The following is an 18,525-nucleotide window of genomic DNA, read 5'->3' on the forward strand; positions in this document are numbered from 1 at the left end:
GAAACAGGAAGAATAAATTTAGCGAAATTTTATGAAATTTGGAGGGAATAACGAATGGGTATCAGAACAGCATGATGAGGAGTAATTCATTGGAAGTCCATCAAACTGACAGTCTTCAATTACCTAGATCAGTTGTTGCTATTGGTGCCTTCGATGGAGTACATCGAGGTCATCAGGCTGTACTCCGTGAAATGGTTAAAAACAGCCATTTAGAAGGTGTACAGAATGTCGTGTATACATTTTATCCACCCCCACGTTCTTATTTTCAAGGGGCGAAAGTATTGACAACTCCTGAGAAAAAGATTCAACTGATTAGTGATTTAGGGGTAGAACATATCGTTCTTGCAAAGTTTAATGAAAAATACCTGCAGCGAACAGCCGAGGATTTTATTGAAGAGTTATCGTTATTGAATCCTGTAAGAATTTTCGTTGGTGATGATTTTCGCTTCGGCCATAAACGTGTGGGAGATGTTCATTTATTAAAAGAACATTTCCCGGTCCAGTCTATCAATCCAATTTGCAGCATGGATGGAGAAAAGATTTCTTCCACTAGAATTAGAGAACTTATTTTACAGGGAAAACGGGAACAAGCGGCCCCGCTTCTCGGCTGGACATAAGGGCAAAAAATGATGCTTTACAGGAGAAATAATGCAGGAGGGAAGAATCCTAAAGCTGACAATTGGATGTTTTGAGCGTAAAAAGGCACAGCCAGCAATTGATCTTAGCTGTGCCTTTTTACTGTTGCTATATTCACAAATTAATATCTCTAAACCTTAGTAAGTCCTGCGCCGTGAGTAAAATCTCCAAATAAAATAAAGACAGTATACCCAGTTTTAAAAGCTTCGCCGGTTATACTGTCTATAGGAAGAAACTACTCTACAGCATGGAAGGTTACATCGTTCATACCGTCAAATTTGACGGAAATGAAGTCGTCTTTGTTAAATCTGATAGCTTCGGTAAGGGCGCCTGCAAGGATAATGTCACCGGCTTTTAAGGATTTGCCTTTTCGGCTGAGCATGGCTGCCAGCGTAGAAATCGATAGTGCCGGATGTCCTAGAATGGCACAGCTGGTTCCAAATGCCTTTGCTTCCCCGTTAATATATATAGTTGCCCCGACTAAATCCGACTGGAAATCATGAGGTTTTCGTAAGCTGTCCCCGAGAACAACTCTTGAAGCGGACGTATTGTCTGCAATCACATCAGGAAGAGTGAACTTAAAGTTTTCATACCGGCTGTCGATGATTTCTAAGGCAGGGAAAATGTATTCGGTTGCATCTAAGACGTCTTCAACCGATAGATTTTCTCCTTCTAAGTCTTTCTTTAAAACAAAGGCCAGTTCTGCCTCTACTTTCGGATGAATCAATTGGCTGATAGAGATGCTGCCGCCATTTTGAACTTTCATATAATCAAACACATACCCGAAGATTGGCTCTTTAACATTCATTTGGGTCATTTTAGCTTCACTTGTCAGACCCATTTTTGGACCGAAAATGCTATGGCCTGCTTCCAGTTTGATTTTGATGATTTCATCTTGAATTTTATATGCATCCTCTACCGTCAGCTCTGGATTTTCTGCAGTAATTCTAGTTACCTCTCTTTTATCCAGCTCTGCTTGATGAAGAAATTCAGCAAGGGAATGTATTTTAGTTGCTTCCACCGTTTTCACCTCATTAATAGTTTTCATTATCCGAACACGTCTTACTTAAAGCTAACTGATACCTCTCCTAACCCTGCGAATCGGGCAGTAAATTGGTCTCCAGGGTTGATGGCGACTGCTGCCGATAGGGCACCTGAAAGGATGATTTCCCCAGCCTTTAATGGAATATCATATTCTGCTAGTTTTGTTGCCAGCCATGCCACACAATTGGCAGGATGTCCAAGGGCTGCTGAACCCACACCGGTATTGACCAATTTTCCATTTTTATATAAGCCCATACCTAATTGGGCAAGGTCTGCCTCTGAAACTTCAAATTTTTGCTCTCCAAGGACATAAAGGCCCGAAGAGGCATTATCGGCAACAGTGTCCTCAATGGTAATCTTCCAGTCTTGGACGCGGCTATCGACAATTTCAAAAGCAGGGACAATATATTCTGTTGCCAAGAGCACATCAAAGGACGTGATATTAGGGCCTGTTAAATCCTTTTTCAGCTTAAAGGCAATTTCTGCCTCAATTTTAGGCAGACAAAGGATATTTGCAGGAATAACGGAACCGTTTTCATATTCCATGCTATTTAGAAGGTGGCCGTAATCAGGCTGGTCTACCCCAAGCAAATCCTGCATGGCCTTTGAGGTAAGACCGATTTTTTTCCCTGTAATGACTTGCCCTTGATTCAGCTTTTCCCGGATGTTGATCAGTTGGATTTTATAAGCTTCATCAATGGTTAAATCAGGAGTGTCAGCTGACAGCGGGGATATTCCTTCTCTTTTTTGTTCCGCATTACGGAGGAGGAAAGCTAATTCTTCCGTTTTTTTACTAGATTGAACAGTCACATGTATTCTCTCCTTTTCCTTTTTCACTTTTTAGTAGGGTACCAACGGCAAAGCGGTTTGCAGGAACTTCGTTTACTATAACCCGTACTGATTCAATCGGTGCATTTAGGCTCTCTGCTACAGTTCTGGCTACATTTTTGATACAGGTTTCTATCACTTCATTATCTCGGCCTTGCACAAGTGTCATCTGAATAACTGGCATTTTTTCACCCCATATCATAAAGAGGAATCGAGAAATATTCCTTTGTTCGATAATATCGAATGCCATTCTCAAATATTGATAGTTCTATTATAAAGTAAACACAATAGGTAAAGTCAATTTGTTTTTAGTTAATTCTGAAAATTATTGATTTCCATAGATAAAGGCTACCTTGCTTATGCAAAGAGAGTTTCTTATAATAAGTTTAATATAATTCTAGCTATTTTGTTATTTGTTCTATCACTTTAAGATCTTCTTTGAAGGGGCGAATCTACTATGATTGAGTCCGTGAAAAAGGCATGCCAAATTATCAGCTGTTTTTCTAATGAAGAACCTGTATTAGGGATTGGCACAATCGCTGAAAAATTAGGGCTGCATGTTAGTACGGCACACCATATCGTCACGACATTGTGTGATGAAGGTGTATTGATGAAAGATAATAAGAAAAAATATCGGCTTGGCTGGAGAGTCCTTGAATGGAATAATCATGTGATGTTTCAGCAGGATGTGTATGAAAAGGCAATGCCTATAGTAAAAGAGTTGATTCTTAGATTTAAAGGAACTGTCCATATTGCCATGTTCGACAAAGGGACGGTTGTTTTTGTGTTAAGGGTATCATCAGAGGAATCTACTCCGATTCAGACCTATATTGGGTCTAGGAAACCGGCTTATGCGACTAGCTCCGGAAAAATCATGTTGGCTTACAATTCTGTTTATTTGCAGGAGACGATTAACAGGGGCTTGTCATATGAGGGGCCTAATACTATTACAGATATTAATCAATTGAAAAAGGAGCTTTCTGAGATCCGCAAAAAAGGCTATTCGATCAGTAATAGTGAAAATTCAGATGACATGTATGGAGTGGCAGCACCAATCTTCTCCTATTCAGGCGAAATTATAGCAGCGGTTAATTTAGTCGGCCCTCCGTCCTATATGCAGGACAGCAATCGTGATATGATTATCCGCAGTTTAAAAAGCACCGCACAATCTATTTCAAAAGAGCTGGGATATATTGAAATTTAAGAGGTATTTTTTTATGGGGGAAAATTAAGAGGCAGCTTGCCAGAACATGAAAAAGATTGCCACACACTTAGCCAAGATGGGTTAAGTGGAAGGCAATCTTTTTTATTCAGAAGAAAGCTATTAATTTCGGGCCCTAGATCCCGAATAATAAAAAATTGCCGAGAAAAAATACCCCTTTCTCGACAATCTGAAGAGCTTAAGCTCTTTTTTTTATGCGCTCAATAAAGGTAAGATTGCAGTTAAAAATCGTTCTGATAAATTGGTTATTAATTATTAATAAAAAATATTTAAAAAATTCAACGAATTTCACATGGTGAAAAAACTCGATTTTTTAAAACCTACTTATTCACTATATTTATATTAGAAATTAGTAAATTCCAAGATTCCTATCTTGCAGTTTACTAATAAAAAATAGAATAAAAAAATGGAGGAATAATAAAATGGCAAAAGCGACTATGACCGAGTTGAAAGCGTTTAATTTATTAAAATGGATTGAAGAAAATAAGGATCAGTTGAAGCCGCCTGTAAATAATAAAGTTCTTTGGGAAGATTCCGAGTTTATCTGTATGATTCTTGGCGGACCGAACAGACGCCGCGATTTCCATGTGGATCCTTCCGATGAATTCTTCTACCAAATTAAAGGTGATTGCTATGTTGAGGTTATTAATAACGGAAAGCGTGAAGTTGTAACTGTTAAAGAAGGAGAAGTATTTATGCTTCCTGCAAACGTGCCACATTCTCCGCACCGTGTTGCAGACACTTATGGCCTTGTTATTGAACGCAAGCGCGAAGAAGGAGAACTAGAGGATTTCGTTTGGTTCTGTGATAACTGTGATCAAGAAATGCACCGTAAAACTGTTCAATTAACAGATATTGAAACACAAGTAAAAGGAGCCATTGAAGAATTCAACAGCAGCAAAGATCTTCGCACTTGTGAAAAATGCGGTCATGTAATGTCCGAAGAAGTAGGTTTGTGGAAATGAGAGTAGATTTTCATACACACATCATCCCAGAAGATATTCCAAACTTTATGGAAAAATTTGGAGGCGAACGCTGGCCGACACTTGAGAAGACCTGCTCCTGTGGTGCCAATATTATGGTCGCTGGTAAGGTGTTCCGTGAAGTAACGGACCAGGTATGGGATCCTGAAAAGAGAATCAAGGATATGGATGAAGAAGGGGTAGATATTCAAGTATTGTCACCTATTCCGGTCACATTCTCTTATTGGGCGGATCCGAAAGCTGCTGAAGAAATGTCAAAAATCCAAAATGATTTTATTGCAGAAACCGTGAATATGTATCCAGACCGCTTCATTGGTCTGGGTACAGTGCCGCTGCAGGATGTGGAAACCTCCATTCGTGAAATGGATCGGTGCATTCATGAGCTTGGCCTAAAAGGAATTGAAATCGGAACAAATGTGAACGGGAAAAATCTCGATGATCCGGCATTTACGAAGTTCTTCGAAGCGGCTGAAAAATGGGAGGTACCGTTGTTTGTTCACCCATGGGAAACATTAGGCAGAGAACGGATGCCGCGCCATAATTTTATGTACACGGTAGGCATGCCTAGTGAAACAGCTCTTGCTGCCGCTAGCTTAATCTGCGGCGGTGTAATGGAGAAATTCCCTAAACTAAAAGTTTGTTTCGCCCATGGTGGCGGGTCTTTCCCATATATCCTTCCGCGTCTTGATCAAGGCTGGAAGGTATGGCCGCACTTGCGCGTTATCAGCAAGCCGCCAAGCCATTACGCGAAAAACTTTTACTTTGACTCACTAAACTACGATCCATTAAACATTAAATATTTAGTAGAACGTTTCGGCCATGAAAAAATTGTCATGGGATCCGATTATCCATTTTTACTAAGAGAGATTCCTCCTGGAAAAGTAGTGGATGATACTCTTGAACTATCAGAAGAACAAAAACAGGCGATTTTAGGGAAAAATGCACTTGCCTTTTTAAATGTAAAAGTAAAAGAAGAGGTTAAATCATGAGTACACCAGAAGAAAAGCTGGCTGAATTAGGGCTGGAATTACCGGCATTACGGCCTGCACACGGAGACTATGTGGGTTGTGTTAGAACGGGAAATCTAATTTTTACCGCAGGTCAAGGTGTCGACCAGTACCACGGGAAATTGGGCCGGGATTTAACGGTAGAAGAAGGCTATTTAGCTGCACAACAGTCAATGTTAAACCTTTTAAGTGTTGTGAAAAATGAAATTGGCGAACTAAGCAAAGTAAAGCAGTTCGTCAAGGTACTCGGAATGGTCAACAGTACGGAAGAATTTACCGACCAGCCGAAGGTCATGAACGGCGCATCTGACCTGATCATGAAGGTGTTTGGCGAAAAAGGGAAGCACGGCCGCTCAGCAGTTGGCATGGCACAATTGCCAAACAATACAGCTATAGAAATTGAAATGGTTATTGAGATAGAGGAGGAGTAAATGTGTCGAAAGGGTTAACTGCAGAAAATATCATTATTCAAGATGCTAAACTTTTTATAGATGGAGAATACCGAGACGCACTTTCAGGGGAAACATTTGATTCCTATAATCCGGCGACAAATAGAAAGCATGCTTCAGTTGCCAATGGCGGAGTGGAGGATGCCAATCTTGCGATAGAAGTGGCACAGCGCACTTTTGCGAGTGGGGTTTGGAGCAATATGCCTGTTGAGGAAAGATCGAAAATCCTTTGCAGAATGGCCGATTTAATCATGGAAAATGTTGATAGATTGGCTTTAGTCGAAACATTGGACGTCGGAAAGCCGATTAAGGAAAGCCGCGGGTTCGATATTCCGCGCGCTGCATCAAATTTTCGTTTCTTTGCCGAAATGGCGAAATATATGGTTCATGAGCACTTTGACATGAGCGGCCATATGTCTTATGTACAATATGCGCCAGCGGGTGTGACCAGTTTGATCATCCCATGGAATCTGCCGTTTATGCAAATGACATGGAAAGCTTCTGCCGCATTGGCAGCGGGAAATACTGTCGTCATTAAACCGGCATCCTATACACCATTAAGTGCTGTGTTGCTTGGAGAGATTGCCAATGAAGCGGGACTGCCTCCTGGCGTGTTGAATATCATCACCGGCCCTGGCGGTTCAGTTGGTACCGTTATGGCTTCTCATCCATCCGTTCGGAGAATCTCTTTCGTTGGAGAATCCAATACAGGTAAAACCGTTATGCGGAATGCATCTGAAAATTTAATCCCTGTTTCATTGGAGTTGGGGGGGAAATCCGCTAATATCGTTTTTGAAGATGCCGATTTGGATGAAGCAGTTGCCGGTTCGATTGAAGCGATTTTCCGCAACCAAGGCGAAATTTGTTTAGCCGGTTCCCGAATTCTTGTTCAAGAAAGTGTCTACGATCATTTTTTAGATAAGTTTGTAGCAGCCGTTAAGAAAATTAAAGTTGGCGATCCAACCGATGAAGCAACCGATATGGGTGCACTTGTGTCAAAAGGACATTTGCAATCTGTGGATGAATATGTGCAAATAGGCCTTGCAGAAGGTGCGAAACTTGCTTATGGTGGTAAAAGAATTACAGAACTGTCTGATGGAAACTTCTATGAGCCGACCGTTCTATATGATGTAAACAATAAAATGAGAGTTGCCCAGGAAGAAATCTTCGGACCTGTTCCGGTAGTTATTCCATTTAAAACGGAAGAAGAAGCGATTCAAATTGCCAATGATTCCATCTATGGCCTTGCTGGTGTCGTTTGGACAAATGATTTAAGACGCGGCCATCGTGTGACCTCACAAATTCACTCAGGTTTATTATGGGTGAATTGCTGGTACGTCCGTGACCTTAGGACACCATTTGGCGGCGCAAAAGCAAGTGGAATCGGACGTGAAGGTGGCCGTCACAGCTTTGATTTTTATACTGAAGCAAAGACTATTACAATGAAAAAATAAAAAAAGTGGATTTTATGTTACGATCAAAAATTTTAATGTCCCGAGAGAACCATTCTCTTGGGACATTGTTAGGAACTACTTAGGACAAAAAAGAAAAGATTTTGACCATCTTTTAGTAACGCTAAAGAGAAACGTATGCCTGAAGGCATACAGCTAAGGCAAAGTAAATATCTCAACAATATCGTGTATTTGCGGAAGTATTGAAGCAAGTAAAGGGTGATATAAACCTGTCTTTGCAAGCGTATAACTTTGGAAATGGCTTTATAGGTTATGCCTTAGCGCGTGGGGGATACTCCAAAGAAGTAGCTATTGAATTTAGTCATATGATGTATTTGCCTGTTGCTGAAGCATCATTAGGCCAGTCCCTCCCCTTCTCTCGATAAGATCATTATTCATTTTTAAATTCCGAGTAATTAGATAGGAATACGATGTTGATATTTATTAAAATATCGTCAGTGTCATCGGAAAAATGGTCTTGAACACTGATCACTTGTTATGATGGTGAGTTCCTTTTCTGTCGTTTTCCTCCCCGTAAGATGGTGATGAGAAGCAACAATAATGGAAGGAGCGTTTGGACTAAAAGGGAATAATAAGTCCAAACAAATATATCATAATACTCTACTACCATTTGGTTAGGGTACCCCCAAAATGAAAACAACACGGTGAGTAAACCCACTGGAAAAACGATGGGGCGGTAATCAGAAAGTTTCAGCCATTGGGCAATAGCCAGTACAATAGCATAATAAACAACTGAGAATTTAATAAATACTCCTGCTACCCACATCGCCATGATGATTGACTCAAGATGCTCAAAAAAATCAGCAATGCTAATATACCGTGCTGCCGACAATAGCGGATAATTATGACTTGCTGTCGTTGCCCCGAATAGAAAAAGAATGATTAGATTCGTTACAATAAAAGTAAGCATGACGGTAAACACTGCAATCATGCCCCATTTTGGTCCCTTTTCTACATCTGATAAATAGGGAAGGAAAAAGGCTATAAGTAGGAATTGAGCAAACCAAGACTGCGGTAGTGCAGCTGCTTTAATTGAAGGTATAATCCCATTCTCCATGATCGGAAACATATTCTTTATTTCTAACTCAGGCAAGAGTAGTACGAGGATTATTACCAATGAAAATACAAAAAGAGGAAGAAACAGTTGGGCGACCCTCGCCACTACTTCTATACCTCCACGTACGGCAAAGGCAGAGATTAAGATCATAGTTGAGATGACGACAATAATCGGAGTTTGGTTTAAAAAGGAGCCAATAACAAAATCCGCATAAATCCTTGCATCTTCACCATTAACTTGGATATAAAAGAGCAAAAAAATAAAGCTGATGATCTTACTTGGGATCCGACCAATGATTTGTTCGCTGTATTGAATAATCGTTTGTCCCGGATACAACTTGTGTAACTGAAATGCTGTATAAACTGCCAGAAATCCAAAAAAGGAAGCCCATATCGGTGAAAGCCACATATCGTTCTTGGCAAAGTCCGCCGTGATAGCTGGAACAGACATAATTGCAGTACCAACAATTACAGGATACATCATGATCGCCATTTGAAAAGCAGATATTTTGCCTTTTTCCAACATCTTTTTTACCTCACCTCCTAAATGTTAGGTAATTCTAATTATTTCGATCTATGACAGCTTCACCTGGGGATAGAGATGAACTTACTTGATTGATTTTATCTTTTCACTAGCCTTCTCACCCACTGATCTACATATCCCAACAAATTCAATCGTTTCTATAAATAAGCCAAGCATATTTACCGTATATCCGTTTACCTGTATGTATATTTCTTTTGTGTATATAAAACGAATGGCAAAATATATTCCAATTAAGACTAATATGTCGCATTGCAAATTTAAGATTTTTTTAACCCATGTACGGACTCCCTTTACCACTGATTCATCATTATCTTTTAACTAATTTAGAAAATTTATGTAAAAAGAGGGCAAAATTAAGCAGCAAATGGAAGCAAAAACAAAGATACCTCCCTCTATAGGATGGAGTATTGGACGTACGATGTTTTTTTCTGATTTAATCGTCATTACTATGTCACCTATTTATCTTGATCTTACTCGTGTTATGTATACCCTTGTGGCTGTTTTATGCTCTAAGTAAAAAACCGAATGTAACATAAATGATATTTTCTAAGAAAACCCCAATTCATAAAAATACGTTCGGGTCTTTTCTACTAAAACTCGCAAAAAAAATAACTTTCTTTTATTTTTTTAGAACTTTTAAAAGAAAAAGTAGGTATAAAGAACAGTAAAATTACCCCCATAGCAATCAGAAAGAATGACTGTTAAATTTTAATTATATGAATCTTTAAAATTTTTAGAAAGGGATGTTTTAACGGAAATCTTCTTTACAATTTAAGAAAGTAGGGAACATATGAAAATTCATTCATTCATTAAACGAACAGCGGCGATTACGCTGTCAGCTGGCTTGCTGTTATCATCGGCAAACACGCCTTTCATTCCTTATGCAAATGCAGCGAACATAAAGGCAGAAGACGTCTTGGCTTCGTTGACAAGTGAACAACGAAAAGCGTTAAATCAACTGGAAATGACAGATAATTACGGATTGCAAGGATTTAAAAAGGAAGATTTGGAAAAGGATAATGAAATCTCGGTCATCGTCCAGTTTAAATCAAAGCCGGGAAAAGTTGCAGTCTTGGATGCTGAAATAAAAGGAAAGAAGCTTTTAAAACAACAAGCGGATGAACAATTAGAAAAGGAACATGCTCAGTTTAAAAAAGACATACAAACTATTCTTCCATCTACTAATCTTAGAAGCAAGAAAACAGGTCATAAGATCACTTCAACCTATAAGACCGTTTATAACGGGGTAGCTATGAAGCTGCCAGCGAATCAGGTAGAGCAGCTTTTACAATCCGAAGTGGTAAAAGCAGTTTATAAAGATGTAGAATTTAAGGTCGATCCGATCGCTATGGGAGAGAAAGCAGCCCCTGGTACATCCGTTGAAAGCCTTCCATATTTAAAAATTGACCAGCTGCACAATGAAGGCATTACGGGTAAAGGTATTAAAGTTGGGGTTCTTGATACAGGGATTGATTACAACCACCCTGATTTGAAAGATGCCTATAAAGGCGGTTACGATTTAGTAGATCAAGATAATGATCCAATGGAGGCAACGTACAAGGATTGGCAAGCTTCGGGGCAACCGGAATTTAGCTGGTACGGATCTTCCTATTATACTTCCCATGGAACACATGTCGCAGGTACCATTGCTGGACAAGGAACGAATGCAGAGGTTTCTGTGAAAGGTGTGGCTCCTGATGTGGATTTATATGCGTATCGTGTTCTTGGGCCATATGGCTCAGGATCATCCGAAGGGGTCATTGCAGGTATAGAAAAAGCTGTAAACGATGGCATGGATGTCATCAACCTTTCCCTTGGGTCGGACATCAATGATCCATATGATCCAACCAGTACTGCCATTAACTATGCTGTCCTAAACGATGTAACAGCGGTTGTAGCAGCTGGAAATGCTGGACCAGACGATTATACATTAGGTTCACCTGGCTCGGCAGCACTTGCTTTGACAGTTGGGGCGAGTGATGTGCCGATGGCGATATCTACATTTAATGGGAAAATCGGGAATAAAAATTCGATTGAACTCGTTAGTCTGGCGCGCCACTATGCAGACCAGTTAAAGGAGTGGGAAGGGAAATCCTACGAGGTAGTGGATGTCGGTTTAGGAAAAGCCTCTGATTATTCCGGCAAGGATATAAAAGGGAAAATTGCGCTTGTGGCACGGGGAGAATTCGCCTTAGCGGAAAAGGTTAGCATTGCAAAACAAAATGGTGCGGCAGCCGTTCTTCTTTATAACAATGTTGAAGGACAGATTAACGCAAATCTTGGTGAGTCCGTTGATTTTGTGCCGGCATTTTCTTTAACAAAAGAAGCTGGAGAAAGCATTAAAGCACAGATTCAAGCAGGAGAAACGAAATTTACCCTCTCCAATTATGCGGATAAACAGACTGAGGGTGACCACTTAGCAGACTTCAGCTCAAGAGGCCCTGCAAGACAAACATATGATATGAAGCCAGAAGTGACTGCACCGGGAGTAAGTGTCCTTTCAACTGTCCCTTCTTATATGGTGGACTCTGATCATCAAGAAAACTATCAATATGCATATTCCAGATATTCTGGAACATCTATGGCTACTCCTCATACAGCGGGGATTGCAGCACTCATGCTGCAAGCGAATCCGCAATTACAGCCTGAAGATATCAAAACCGTCCTTATGAATACAGCAGATCCACTCAATGGAGACTATAGCGTATTTGAAGTGGGAGCAGGAAGAGTCGATCCATACCAAGCTGTGTATAGTGGAACAAGCTTCAAAATTAACGATAAAACATTTGTTCCAGGTGCTGAAGAATTAATCAGAGTTAAAGAATTAACCGGCGGACTTAGCTTTGATGTTCACTATGCAGATAAAAAACTAAATCTAAAAAAATCAATCACTATTGAAAACAATGATAATGTAAACAAAACATTCAGTGTCTCTGTAACTGAAACGAATGCTTCAAATAGCTTGAAGGAAAACGGAGTGGTGCTGGATATACCAAGTAATATTTCCGTTAAAAGCGAAGACTTTAAAAAAGTAACAGCAAGTTTGCTCATCCCTAAGATAGCTAAGGATGGAATTTACGAAGGAAATATTACTTTAACAAACAATGCAAATTCATCAGAGCAATATCGCATTCCTTTCAGCTTCCGAACAATGGAGGATGGGTTTAATAAGATGGAGGTACTAAATCCTGCCTATTCCCCAAGTCATTTAACCCAAGTAGGATGGGACCCTATGCGCACCCCATTTGTATATGCTGATTTTAACCTGCGTGCGCCAATGGAAAAAATGGATGTCGTTCTACAAGATGCTAAAACCGGACAGGACCTCGGGCTTGTAGGAACGATTAATTTAGAAGGTAGATACGACAATGTAGATTATGGATTATATGCATTTAATGGATCTTACTATAAGTTTACAGGAAACTCAAAACAGCCAATTTCAGAAGAAGTAAGTTATGTGCAACCAGGACATTACAATTTGAAATTCATTGGTACAGGTGCTTCCGGCAAGGTTACGACTGAAACGCAGCATTTGTTCATCGATCTCGATGCACCGAGCTTCAAAAGTTCACTTGATGGAAAATCTCCATTTATTGAATATAAGCCAGGTCAAGAAACATATCCATTCGAAATTCAAATCACAGATCCAACCGTTGACGAACTAAAGAAATTGGGCGTAAATATCGATCAATCATCGAACTCGATGGTTTATTACTGGGGTGATTGGGGTTTCCCTTCTACGCCAATTCCAATGGATAAAGAAGGAAAGTTTGTCGAAGAAATCGCCATGGATGAATCCATCCCAGCACTTCAATTCCGCATGAATGGATATGATATGGCAGGAAACAAACCAGCTACAAAGCAATATTACTTTGTAAAGGAAGGTACACCTGTCGCGTATGCTCAAGGCGAAAAGTATGAGGTGAAAACAGGCGATACGGTAAAAGCAACGCTATCATTAGATAACCTTAACGCAGTGTCAAAGGCGGAATGGAACTTTAATGGTGACGGAGGCTATGACAGTGGGGTATTTGGAGTAGAGTTAGTAGATGCAAAGCTTCACAGCGAATTCTCGGACAAAGCTTCTTTAACGATTAAAGACAATGTCGTTACTGTCCAGTTTAATGAAGAGAGTGGAGTATTAGACCATGCAAAAGTCGTTGAGGTTACGTTAAAGGTTCAGGATGAACAATTTATCCTTGATGCAGCGATAAATCCGATCGTGAGCGTAACGGATGCTAATAATCAGACAAGCAGTGTGTTAAAAGCTGGTTATAGCTGGAAGGCTAATCCTCAATTCTCAATGGCTAGGGGTTATGTCACTCCGCAAGGATTTAAAAATGAAGAAGGTACTGTTACGGAAAAAAGGGATTGGAGCAAGGTTGGAGGTACAGTGAAAATCTTTGATTCAGAAGGAAATGAATTCGATGCGACATCAACGGTAGAAGAAAATGGACAATATGTATTCAATAAGCTGCCGTTAACCACAAAGGATTTCACGATTGAAATGAAAGTCCCAGGCCACTTTGTCACAAAAGAAAAACTAAATTCTGGTATTGGTTTTGAGCACAATGGTGAGTTATATGGTCAAAATCGATGGATACCTGCTCTTGAAATTACTGCAGGTGATGTAAACCAAGACAATGTCATTGATGTTCTAGATGCGATTGAAATTCAAAATGCATGGAAAACAAAGAAGCGTGCAGCGGATATCACCTTTGATGGAATAGTTGATGTCAAAGATATGAAATACGTTCAAACAAACTATCTCAAGCAAAATGAGCATGTCGAAAATGCTCCAAAACCAAAGAAAATGTATAAAGGAAAGACATTAGAATCAATTTTAGTTGAGTTGGGAATACAGCCATAACGATTAAAAGCACGATGAAAGCTTAGCTTCATCGTGTTTTAACTTTTAAAGAAAGTATAAAATTTTTCTAAATGTATTTTTAAAGAAAGAGAGTATTGCAATGAGGTTGCGTTATTTGGATTTTCTTCAGAATAGAATATTGAGGTAGAGTGGGAATTCGTAAAAGAGGGAAACAAGAGTAAATATTGAAAAAGCTAATAAATAGAGGGAAGCTAGTATAGTAGCCTTGCTCTTTTCATAATTTTACTAGAATATATAGATAATATATTCATTTTTTTTCTACATATAGTAGGTAAAATTATAACTTAGAGGTGAAGCTATGATTGAGGGGAAACTTATCAAGTTTTATCGTGAAAAAGCGGGGTTGACTCAGGGGCAGCTTTGTGAAGGGATTTGTTCGGTTACACATCTTAGTAAGATAGAACGTGGGATAACAGAATACTCAGGGGAAATTACTCACTTATTATCTCAAAGATTGAATATCTGTCTTGATGATGAATTTGTGCGGTATCATAATCTTCAACAGAAACTTAAGTTATGGCACGACACGTTTGTTATGCAACAAAGCAAAGAATCAGAAATTTTAAAAGATGAAATCGAAAAAGAAACACTGATTCAATTGCCAGATTTTCAAGTTTTCTATCAATTACTCTCTGCAAGGTATTATTTATCTAATTATCAATTAGAAACAGCATTATTAATTATTCAAAACCTGCAAAAAAATGAATCATCTTTTTCTCTGCAAGACAGCAATATGTTAAAGCATGTTCTAGGTATATATTATTTTCACAACGGACAGTATCGAGATAGTATTCAAATTTTAACATCGATTGATCAAAGTCAATATAATCAATTTGAATATTATTATCATTTGGCACTAGCCTATCACCTTATTCAATCTAATATAATATCGTATTATTATGCAGAGAAAGTTCTTGATTATTTTCATAAAACGTTAAATGTCATCCGAATAATTGATACAGAGATGATCATGTTATTACAATTAAATTCAAAGGAGCTTCATGATTTTGAAGAGACGAAAGAACGTTACGAACACTTAATACGTACCTGTGATAGCATTAATGAAATAGATCGTAAATCAAAGCTCCTTAATAATCTTGCATTTGAACTTTACAGAAGAAAAAAATACAAAGAAGCATCCGAACTATACAAAGAAGCCATGGAACTAATGGATAAAAAGGTTCCTCATTATTTAACTTCATTAGATGGTTATATTAATACTTGTTATAAAGGAAAACTACTTTCAAATGAGATTTTATTAGAATTAGCACATAATGGCCTAAGAATAGCAAAATTGACAAAATCGTATAACTGGATTTTTTTTGAACTACACCTTTATCAGCTTAATCATACAGAAGACGATTACTATCATTTTATTGAGACTACAGCCCTTCCTTTTTTTAAAAATATGGGCTTCACCATGTTAATTGAACACTACGAAAAAAAACTCTTCCACTTCTATAACCGAATTGGTGCCGTTCAAAAAGCATTGGACCTTGCCAACTCTTACATACAAGGCAGAAAGAGCTACTATGATCATGAATAAGTCTTAATAAAAAAAGAGGTTTTGGTGCAAAAATCACTCGTTAGATACATAGAATGTCAGTTTCCTTTAAATTGCTAATTTATGAAGCAGTGCAACCCCAGTTCAACAAAAATCACCCTCAAAAAAGGGGTTTGAATTATTTGATTTTTTGTATAAATACGGTACGATAATAAAAACCTTCGTTGGAGCCGTGTTAATTGAGATTCTTCAAAATGGTCTAGTCATGATGTCTGTGCCATATTACGCAATGGATATCGTCAAGGGAACGGTTCTAGCTCTTGCACTTGCCTTAACTTACTATAAAAAGAAATAATTTGGAGGGGTTCGTAATGAAAGATTTCACAGTTGAATATTTCACCATGACAGAACAAGATGCGATTGAATATGCAAAAGCAATCAAACTTTTTCCAGAAGAAGCGGAATTGACTTGTAAAGAAATTGGCGATGGAAACTTAAACTATGTTTTTAAAATAGTGGATGTAAAAAACAACCAGTCTATCATTATTAAACAAGCTGGCCCAGTGGCACGTATCTCTGACGAATTTAAACTTTCACCAGACCGAAATCGGATTGAAAGTGAAATACTACAGCTACAATATAAACTAGCTCCAGGTTTTGTACCGAAAGTATATAATTATGATCCAATTATGAACTGCACTGTAATGGATGATTTATCAGATCATGAGATTATGAGGACAGCTCTATTAAAACATAAGAAGTTCCCACTTTTTGCTGACCATATTTCTACATTTCTAGTAAATACCTTATTATTAACATCAGATGTTGTGGTGGAACACAAAGAAAAGAAAGAACTAGTTAAGCAATTCATTAACCCAGAGCTTTGTGAAATAACTGAAGATTTGGTGTACACTGAACCTTTTTATGATTGCCCTCGAAATGATGTGTTTGAAGGGTCAAAGGAATTTGTAAAAGAAAACATCTGGAATGATAAAAAATTAGTATTGGAAAGTGCAAAATTAAAATTTGAGTTTATGACAAATGCTCAGTCGTTACTTCATGGCGATCTTCATACTGGATCTATTTTTATAAAAGATGATTCTACCAAGGTAATTGACCCTGAATTCGCTTTTTATGGACCAGCCGGCTATGATATTGGGAATGTGATTGCCAATCTTATTTTTGCCTACGCAAATGGTAAGTTTACGATCGAAGATGAGGAAACAAGAGATGATTATTTAAATTATCTTGTCACGACTATTAAAGATGTTGTAAATTTATTTACAGATAAATTCAACAAAGCTTGGGATGAGAAAGCAACAGAACGAGTGGCAAGCTATGATGGATTTAAGGAATATTATTTAAATCATATTTTAAAAGATACTGCAGCAGTGGCTGGTCTTGAACTTCTGCGAAGGATTATCGGGCTTGCAAAGGTGAAGGATATTACTTCCATTGAAGACCGTGATGTGAGAATCCAAGCAGAGAGTATTTGTTTAACAGCAGGAAAAGCTTTTATACTTAACCGCGATTCTATCAAGTCTGGTGCTGATTTTATCAATGTGATACAATCTGCTGAACTTACATCTGTGAAAGGGGCATAAGCGTAGTGCAAAATCCAGTTACTGTCATACAATCTGTACGACTAGATGATCAGAATGATACGTTAGTATTATTAGATCAAACCGTTTTACCTAATGAAACCAATTTCCTCGAATTAAAGGAAATGGAGGATATATGGGATGCGATTTATCAATTAAAGGTCCGTGGAGCACCAGCAATCGGAATTGCAGCAGCATATGGTGCCTATTTAGGAACAAAGAAATCAACTGCCGAAACGTATGAAGCTCTTTTTGAAGACTTTAAGAAAGTGAAGGATTACTTGGCTACTTCACGACCAACGGCTGTAAACCTGTTCTGGGCGTTAAATCGGATGGAGGATCGATTTAAACAAGAAACAGGGAAAAGTGCAGCGGAAGTGAAGGCAGCACTTAAAGAGGAATCTGAAGCTATTCGTGCAGAGGATGAAAAAATCTGTGAAGCGATTGGAGAAAATGCGTTATCCTTGCTCGAGCCAGGCTGGGGATTACTAACCCATTGTAATGCTGGCACCATCGCAACGGCCAAATACGGCACGGCATTAGCTCCGATTTATTTAGGGCAAGAAAAAGGCTATGACTTCAAAGTCTACGCTGATGAGACAAGACCCTTACTTCAGGGTGCCCGTTTAACCGCGTGGGAGCTACAGCAAGCAGGAGTAAATGTCACGTTAATTTGTGATAACATGGCTTCAATCGTTATGAAAGAAGGCAGAATTCAGGCTGTTTTGGTTGGCTGTGATCGTGTCGCAGCAAACGGTGATGCAGCAAATAAAATTGGGACTTCTGGTGTGGCAATTCTAGCAAAACACTACAACATTCCATTTTATGTTTGTGCACCACTTTCTACGGTTGATTTAGAATGTAAAACAGGGGATGACATTCACATCGAATTACGCCCGTCCGAAGAAATCACAAGTAAATGGTATGAGCAATCAATGGCACCTAATGGCGTTCAAACCTATAATCCTGCCTTTGATGTTACCGACCATTCATTAATTACTGGCATCGTTACGGAAAATGGGATTGCTTACGCACCATATAGTGAAAGTCTTCCAAAAATGTTCAAAAAATAAAATGTTAAAAGCTGAGTCTAACTGATAAAGGGTTCCGTTTTGAGTTACTTTTCTAAATTTAAAAGCCGAAATGGCATTCGGTTTAACATAGTAATTGGTATATTAAAAATGCAAAACCTCGCCGCTATCTTGAGGGCACTGAAAAACTTACGTTTTTAGAAATGTAAGCATGGTCTAGACAAAAAAACGGCAATTTCTTGTTCGATTTTGAACAA

The 18,525-nt window shown here is 38.7% G+C and carries 14 protein-coding genes and 2 pseudogenes; 12 read left to right on the forward strand and 4 right to left on the reverse strand.

The features are described from left to right. Positions 1-89 precede the first annotated feature (89 nt). Positions 90-617, forward strand: a complete 528-nt coding sequence (locus TR08_RS01035; protein WP_081954309.1) for an FAD synthetase — start codon at positions 90-92, stop codon at positions 615-617. 254 nt (positions 618-871) lie between these two features. Here TR08_RS01035 and TR08_RS01040 read toward each other — a convergent pair whose 3' ends face one another. Genes TR08_RS01040 through TR08_RS01050 form a run of 3 tightly spaced genes read right to left on the reverse strand, consistent with a single transcriptional unit; the run spans position 872 to position 2,692 of the window. Then, complete coding sequence (locus tag TR08_RS01040) at positions 872-1,657, reverse strand: 2-keto-4-pentenoate hydratase (RefSeq protein ID WP_152597311.1); 786 nt, start codon at positions 1,655-1,657, stop codon at positions 872-874. A gap of 41 nt (positions 1,658-1,698) precedes the next feature. Continuing rightward, on the reverse strand, positions 1,699-2,490 hold the full coding sequence (locus TR08_RS01045; protein WP_045515041.1) for a 2-keto-4-pentenoate hydratase: 792 nt from the start codon (positions 2,488-2,490) through the stop codon (positions 1,699-1,701). Then, positions 2,474-2,692 (reverse strand): tautomerase family protein, encoded by a 219-nt coding sequence (locus TR08_RS01050; protein ID WP_045515043.1) that lies wholly within the window; start codon positions 2,690-2,692, stop codon positions 2,474-2,476. Before TR08_RS01050 ends, TR08_RS01045 begins: the two co-directional genes overlap by 17 nt. Positions 2,693-2,965: 273 nt before the next feature. Between TR08_RS01050 and TR08_RS01055 the strand changes: the two genes are divergently transcribed. From TR08_RS01055 to TR08_RS33010, 6 genes and pseudogenes are all read left to right on the forward strand, one after another. Continuing rightward, positions 2,966-3,712: an IclR family transcriptional regulator gene (locus tag TR08_RS01055; RefSeq protein WP_045515045.1), complete on the forward strand. Its 747-nt coding sequence runs from the start codon at positions 2,966-2,968 to the stop codon at positions 3,710-3,712. A gap of 440 nt (positions 3,713-4,152) precedes the next feature. Continuing rightward, a complete protein-coding gene (locus TR08_RS01060) occupies positions 4,153-4,695 on the forward strand; it encodes a 3-hydroxyanthranilate 3,4-dioxygenase (RefSeq protein WP_045515047.1) in 543 nt (180 codons plus the stop codon). Continuing rightward, a complete protein-coding gene (locus tag TR08_RS01065) occupies positions 4,692-5,702 on the forward strand; it encodes an amidohydrolase family protein (protein WP_045515091.1) in 1,011 nt (336 codons plus the stop codon). The genes TR08_RS01060 and TR08_RS01065 overlap by 4 nt, the downstream gene beginning before the upstream one ends. Continuing rightward, positions 5,699-6,151, forward strand: a complete 453-nt coding sequence (locus TR08_RS01070) for a RidA family protein (RefSeq protein ID WP_045515049.1) — start codon at positions 5,699-5,701, stop codon at positions 6,149-6,151. The genes TR08_RS01065 and TR08_RS01070 overlap by 4 nt, the downstream gene beginning before the upstream one ends. Before the next feature lie 2 nt (positions 6,152-6,153). Beyond that, a complete protein-coding gene (locus tag TR08_RS01075) occupies positions 6,154-7,623 on the forward strand; it encodes an aldehyde dehydrogenase (protein WP_045515052.1) in 1,470 nt (489 codons plus the stop codon). Positions 7,624-7,811: 188 nt separating this feature from the next. Then, positions 7,812-8,006: pseudogene (locus TR08_RS33010) on the forward strand (lysozyme family protein); the annotation flags it as partial. Between the two features lie 110 nt (positions 8,007-8,116). Here TR08_RS33010 and TR08_RS01080 read toward each other — a convergent pair. Continuing rightward, positions 8,117-9,223, reverse strand: a complete 1,107-nt coding sequence (locus tag TR08_RS01080) for a GerAB/ArcD/ProY family transporter (protein ID WP_193747657.1) — start codon at positions 9,221-9,223, stop codon at positions 8,117-8,119. A gap of 808 nt (positions 9,224-10,031) precedes the next feature. Between TR08_RS01080 and TR08_RS01085 the strand changes: the two genes are divergently transcribed. The 5 genes and pseudogenes from TR08_RS01085 to mtnA all read left to right on the forward strand — a co-directional run bounded on the left by TR08_RS01085 (position 10,032) and on the right by mtnA (position 18,310). Then, positions 10,032-14,111, forward strand: a complete 4,080-nt coding sequence (locus tag TR08_RS01085; protein WP_045515054.1) for a S8 family serine peptidase — start codon at positions 10,032-10,034, stop codon at positions 14,109-14,111. A 319-nt stretch (positions 14,112-14,430) separates the two neighbouring features. Next, positions 14,431-15,678 (forward strand): helix-turn-helix domain-containing protein, encoded by a 1,248-nt coding sequence (locus TR08_RS01090; protein ID WP_045515056.1) that lies wholly within the window; start codon positions 14,431-14,433, stop codon positions 15,676-15,678. Positions 15,679-15,853: 175 nt separating this feature from the next. Next, positions 15,854-15,991: pseudogene (locus tag TR08_RS31735) on the forward strand (ABC transporter permease); the annotation flags it as partial. A 16-nt stretch (positions 15,992-16,007) separates the two neighbouring features. Further along, positions 16,008-17,240, forward strand: coding sequence for an S-methyl-5-thioribose kinase (mtnK, locus tag TR08_RS01095; RefSeq protein WP_045515058.1), 1,233 nt, complete (start codon positions 16,008-16,010; stop codon positions 17,238-17,240). A gap of 5 nt (positions 17,241-17,245) precedes the next feature. Further along, a complete protein-coding gene (mtnA, locus tag TR08_RS01100; RefSeq protein WP_152597313.1) occupies positions 17,246-18,310 on the forward strand; it encodes an S-methyl-5-thioribose-1-phosphate isomerase in 1,065 nt (354 codons plus the stop codon). The last annotated feature ends 215 nt before the right edge of the window (positions 18,311-18,525 follow it).

Source organism: Neobacillus niacini (assembly GCF_000759675.1).
GTDB classification, from domain to species: domain Bacteria; phylum Bacillota; class Bacilli; order Bacillales; family Cytobacillaceae; genus Neobacillus; species Neobacillus niacini_A.

Coding starts and splice junctions, on each gene's coding strand:
- TR08_RS01090 (WP_045515056.1), top strand. CDS start 14,431: ATGATTGAGGGGAAACTTATCAAGTTTTATCGTGAAAAAGCGGGGTTG.
- TR08_RS01065 (WP_045515091.1), top strand. CDS start 4,692: ATGAGAGTAGATTTTCATACACACATCATCCCAGAAGATATTCCAAAC.
- TR08_RS01060 (WP_045515047.1), top strand. CDS start 4,153: ATGGCAAAAGCGACTATGACCGAGTTGAAAGCGTTTAATTTATTAAAA.
- TR08_RS01050 (WP_045515043.1), bottom strand. CDS start 2,692: ATGCCAGTTATTCAGATGACACTTGTGCAAGGCCGAGATAATGAAGTG.
- TR08_RS01055 (WP_045515045.1), top strand. CDS start 2,966: ATGATTGAGTCCGTGAAAAAGGCATGCCAAATTATCAGCTGTTTTTCT.
- TR08_RS01080 (WP_193747657.1), bottom strand. CDS start 9,223: ATGTTGGAAAAAGGCAAAATATCTGCTTTTCAAATGGCGATCATGATG.
- TR08_RS01085 (WP_045515054.1), top strand. CDS start 10,032: ATGAAAATTCATTCATTCATTAAACGAACAGCGGCGATTACGCTGTCA.
- mtnK (WP_045515058.1), top strand. CDS start 16,008: ATGAAAGATTTCACAGTTGAATATTTCACCATGACAGAACAAGATGCG.
- TR08_RS01070 (WP_045515049.1), top strand. CDS start 5,699: ATGAGTACACCAGAAGAAAAGCTGGCTGAATTAGGGCTGGAATTACCG.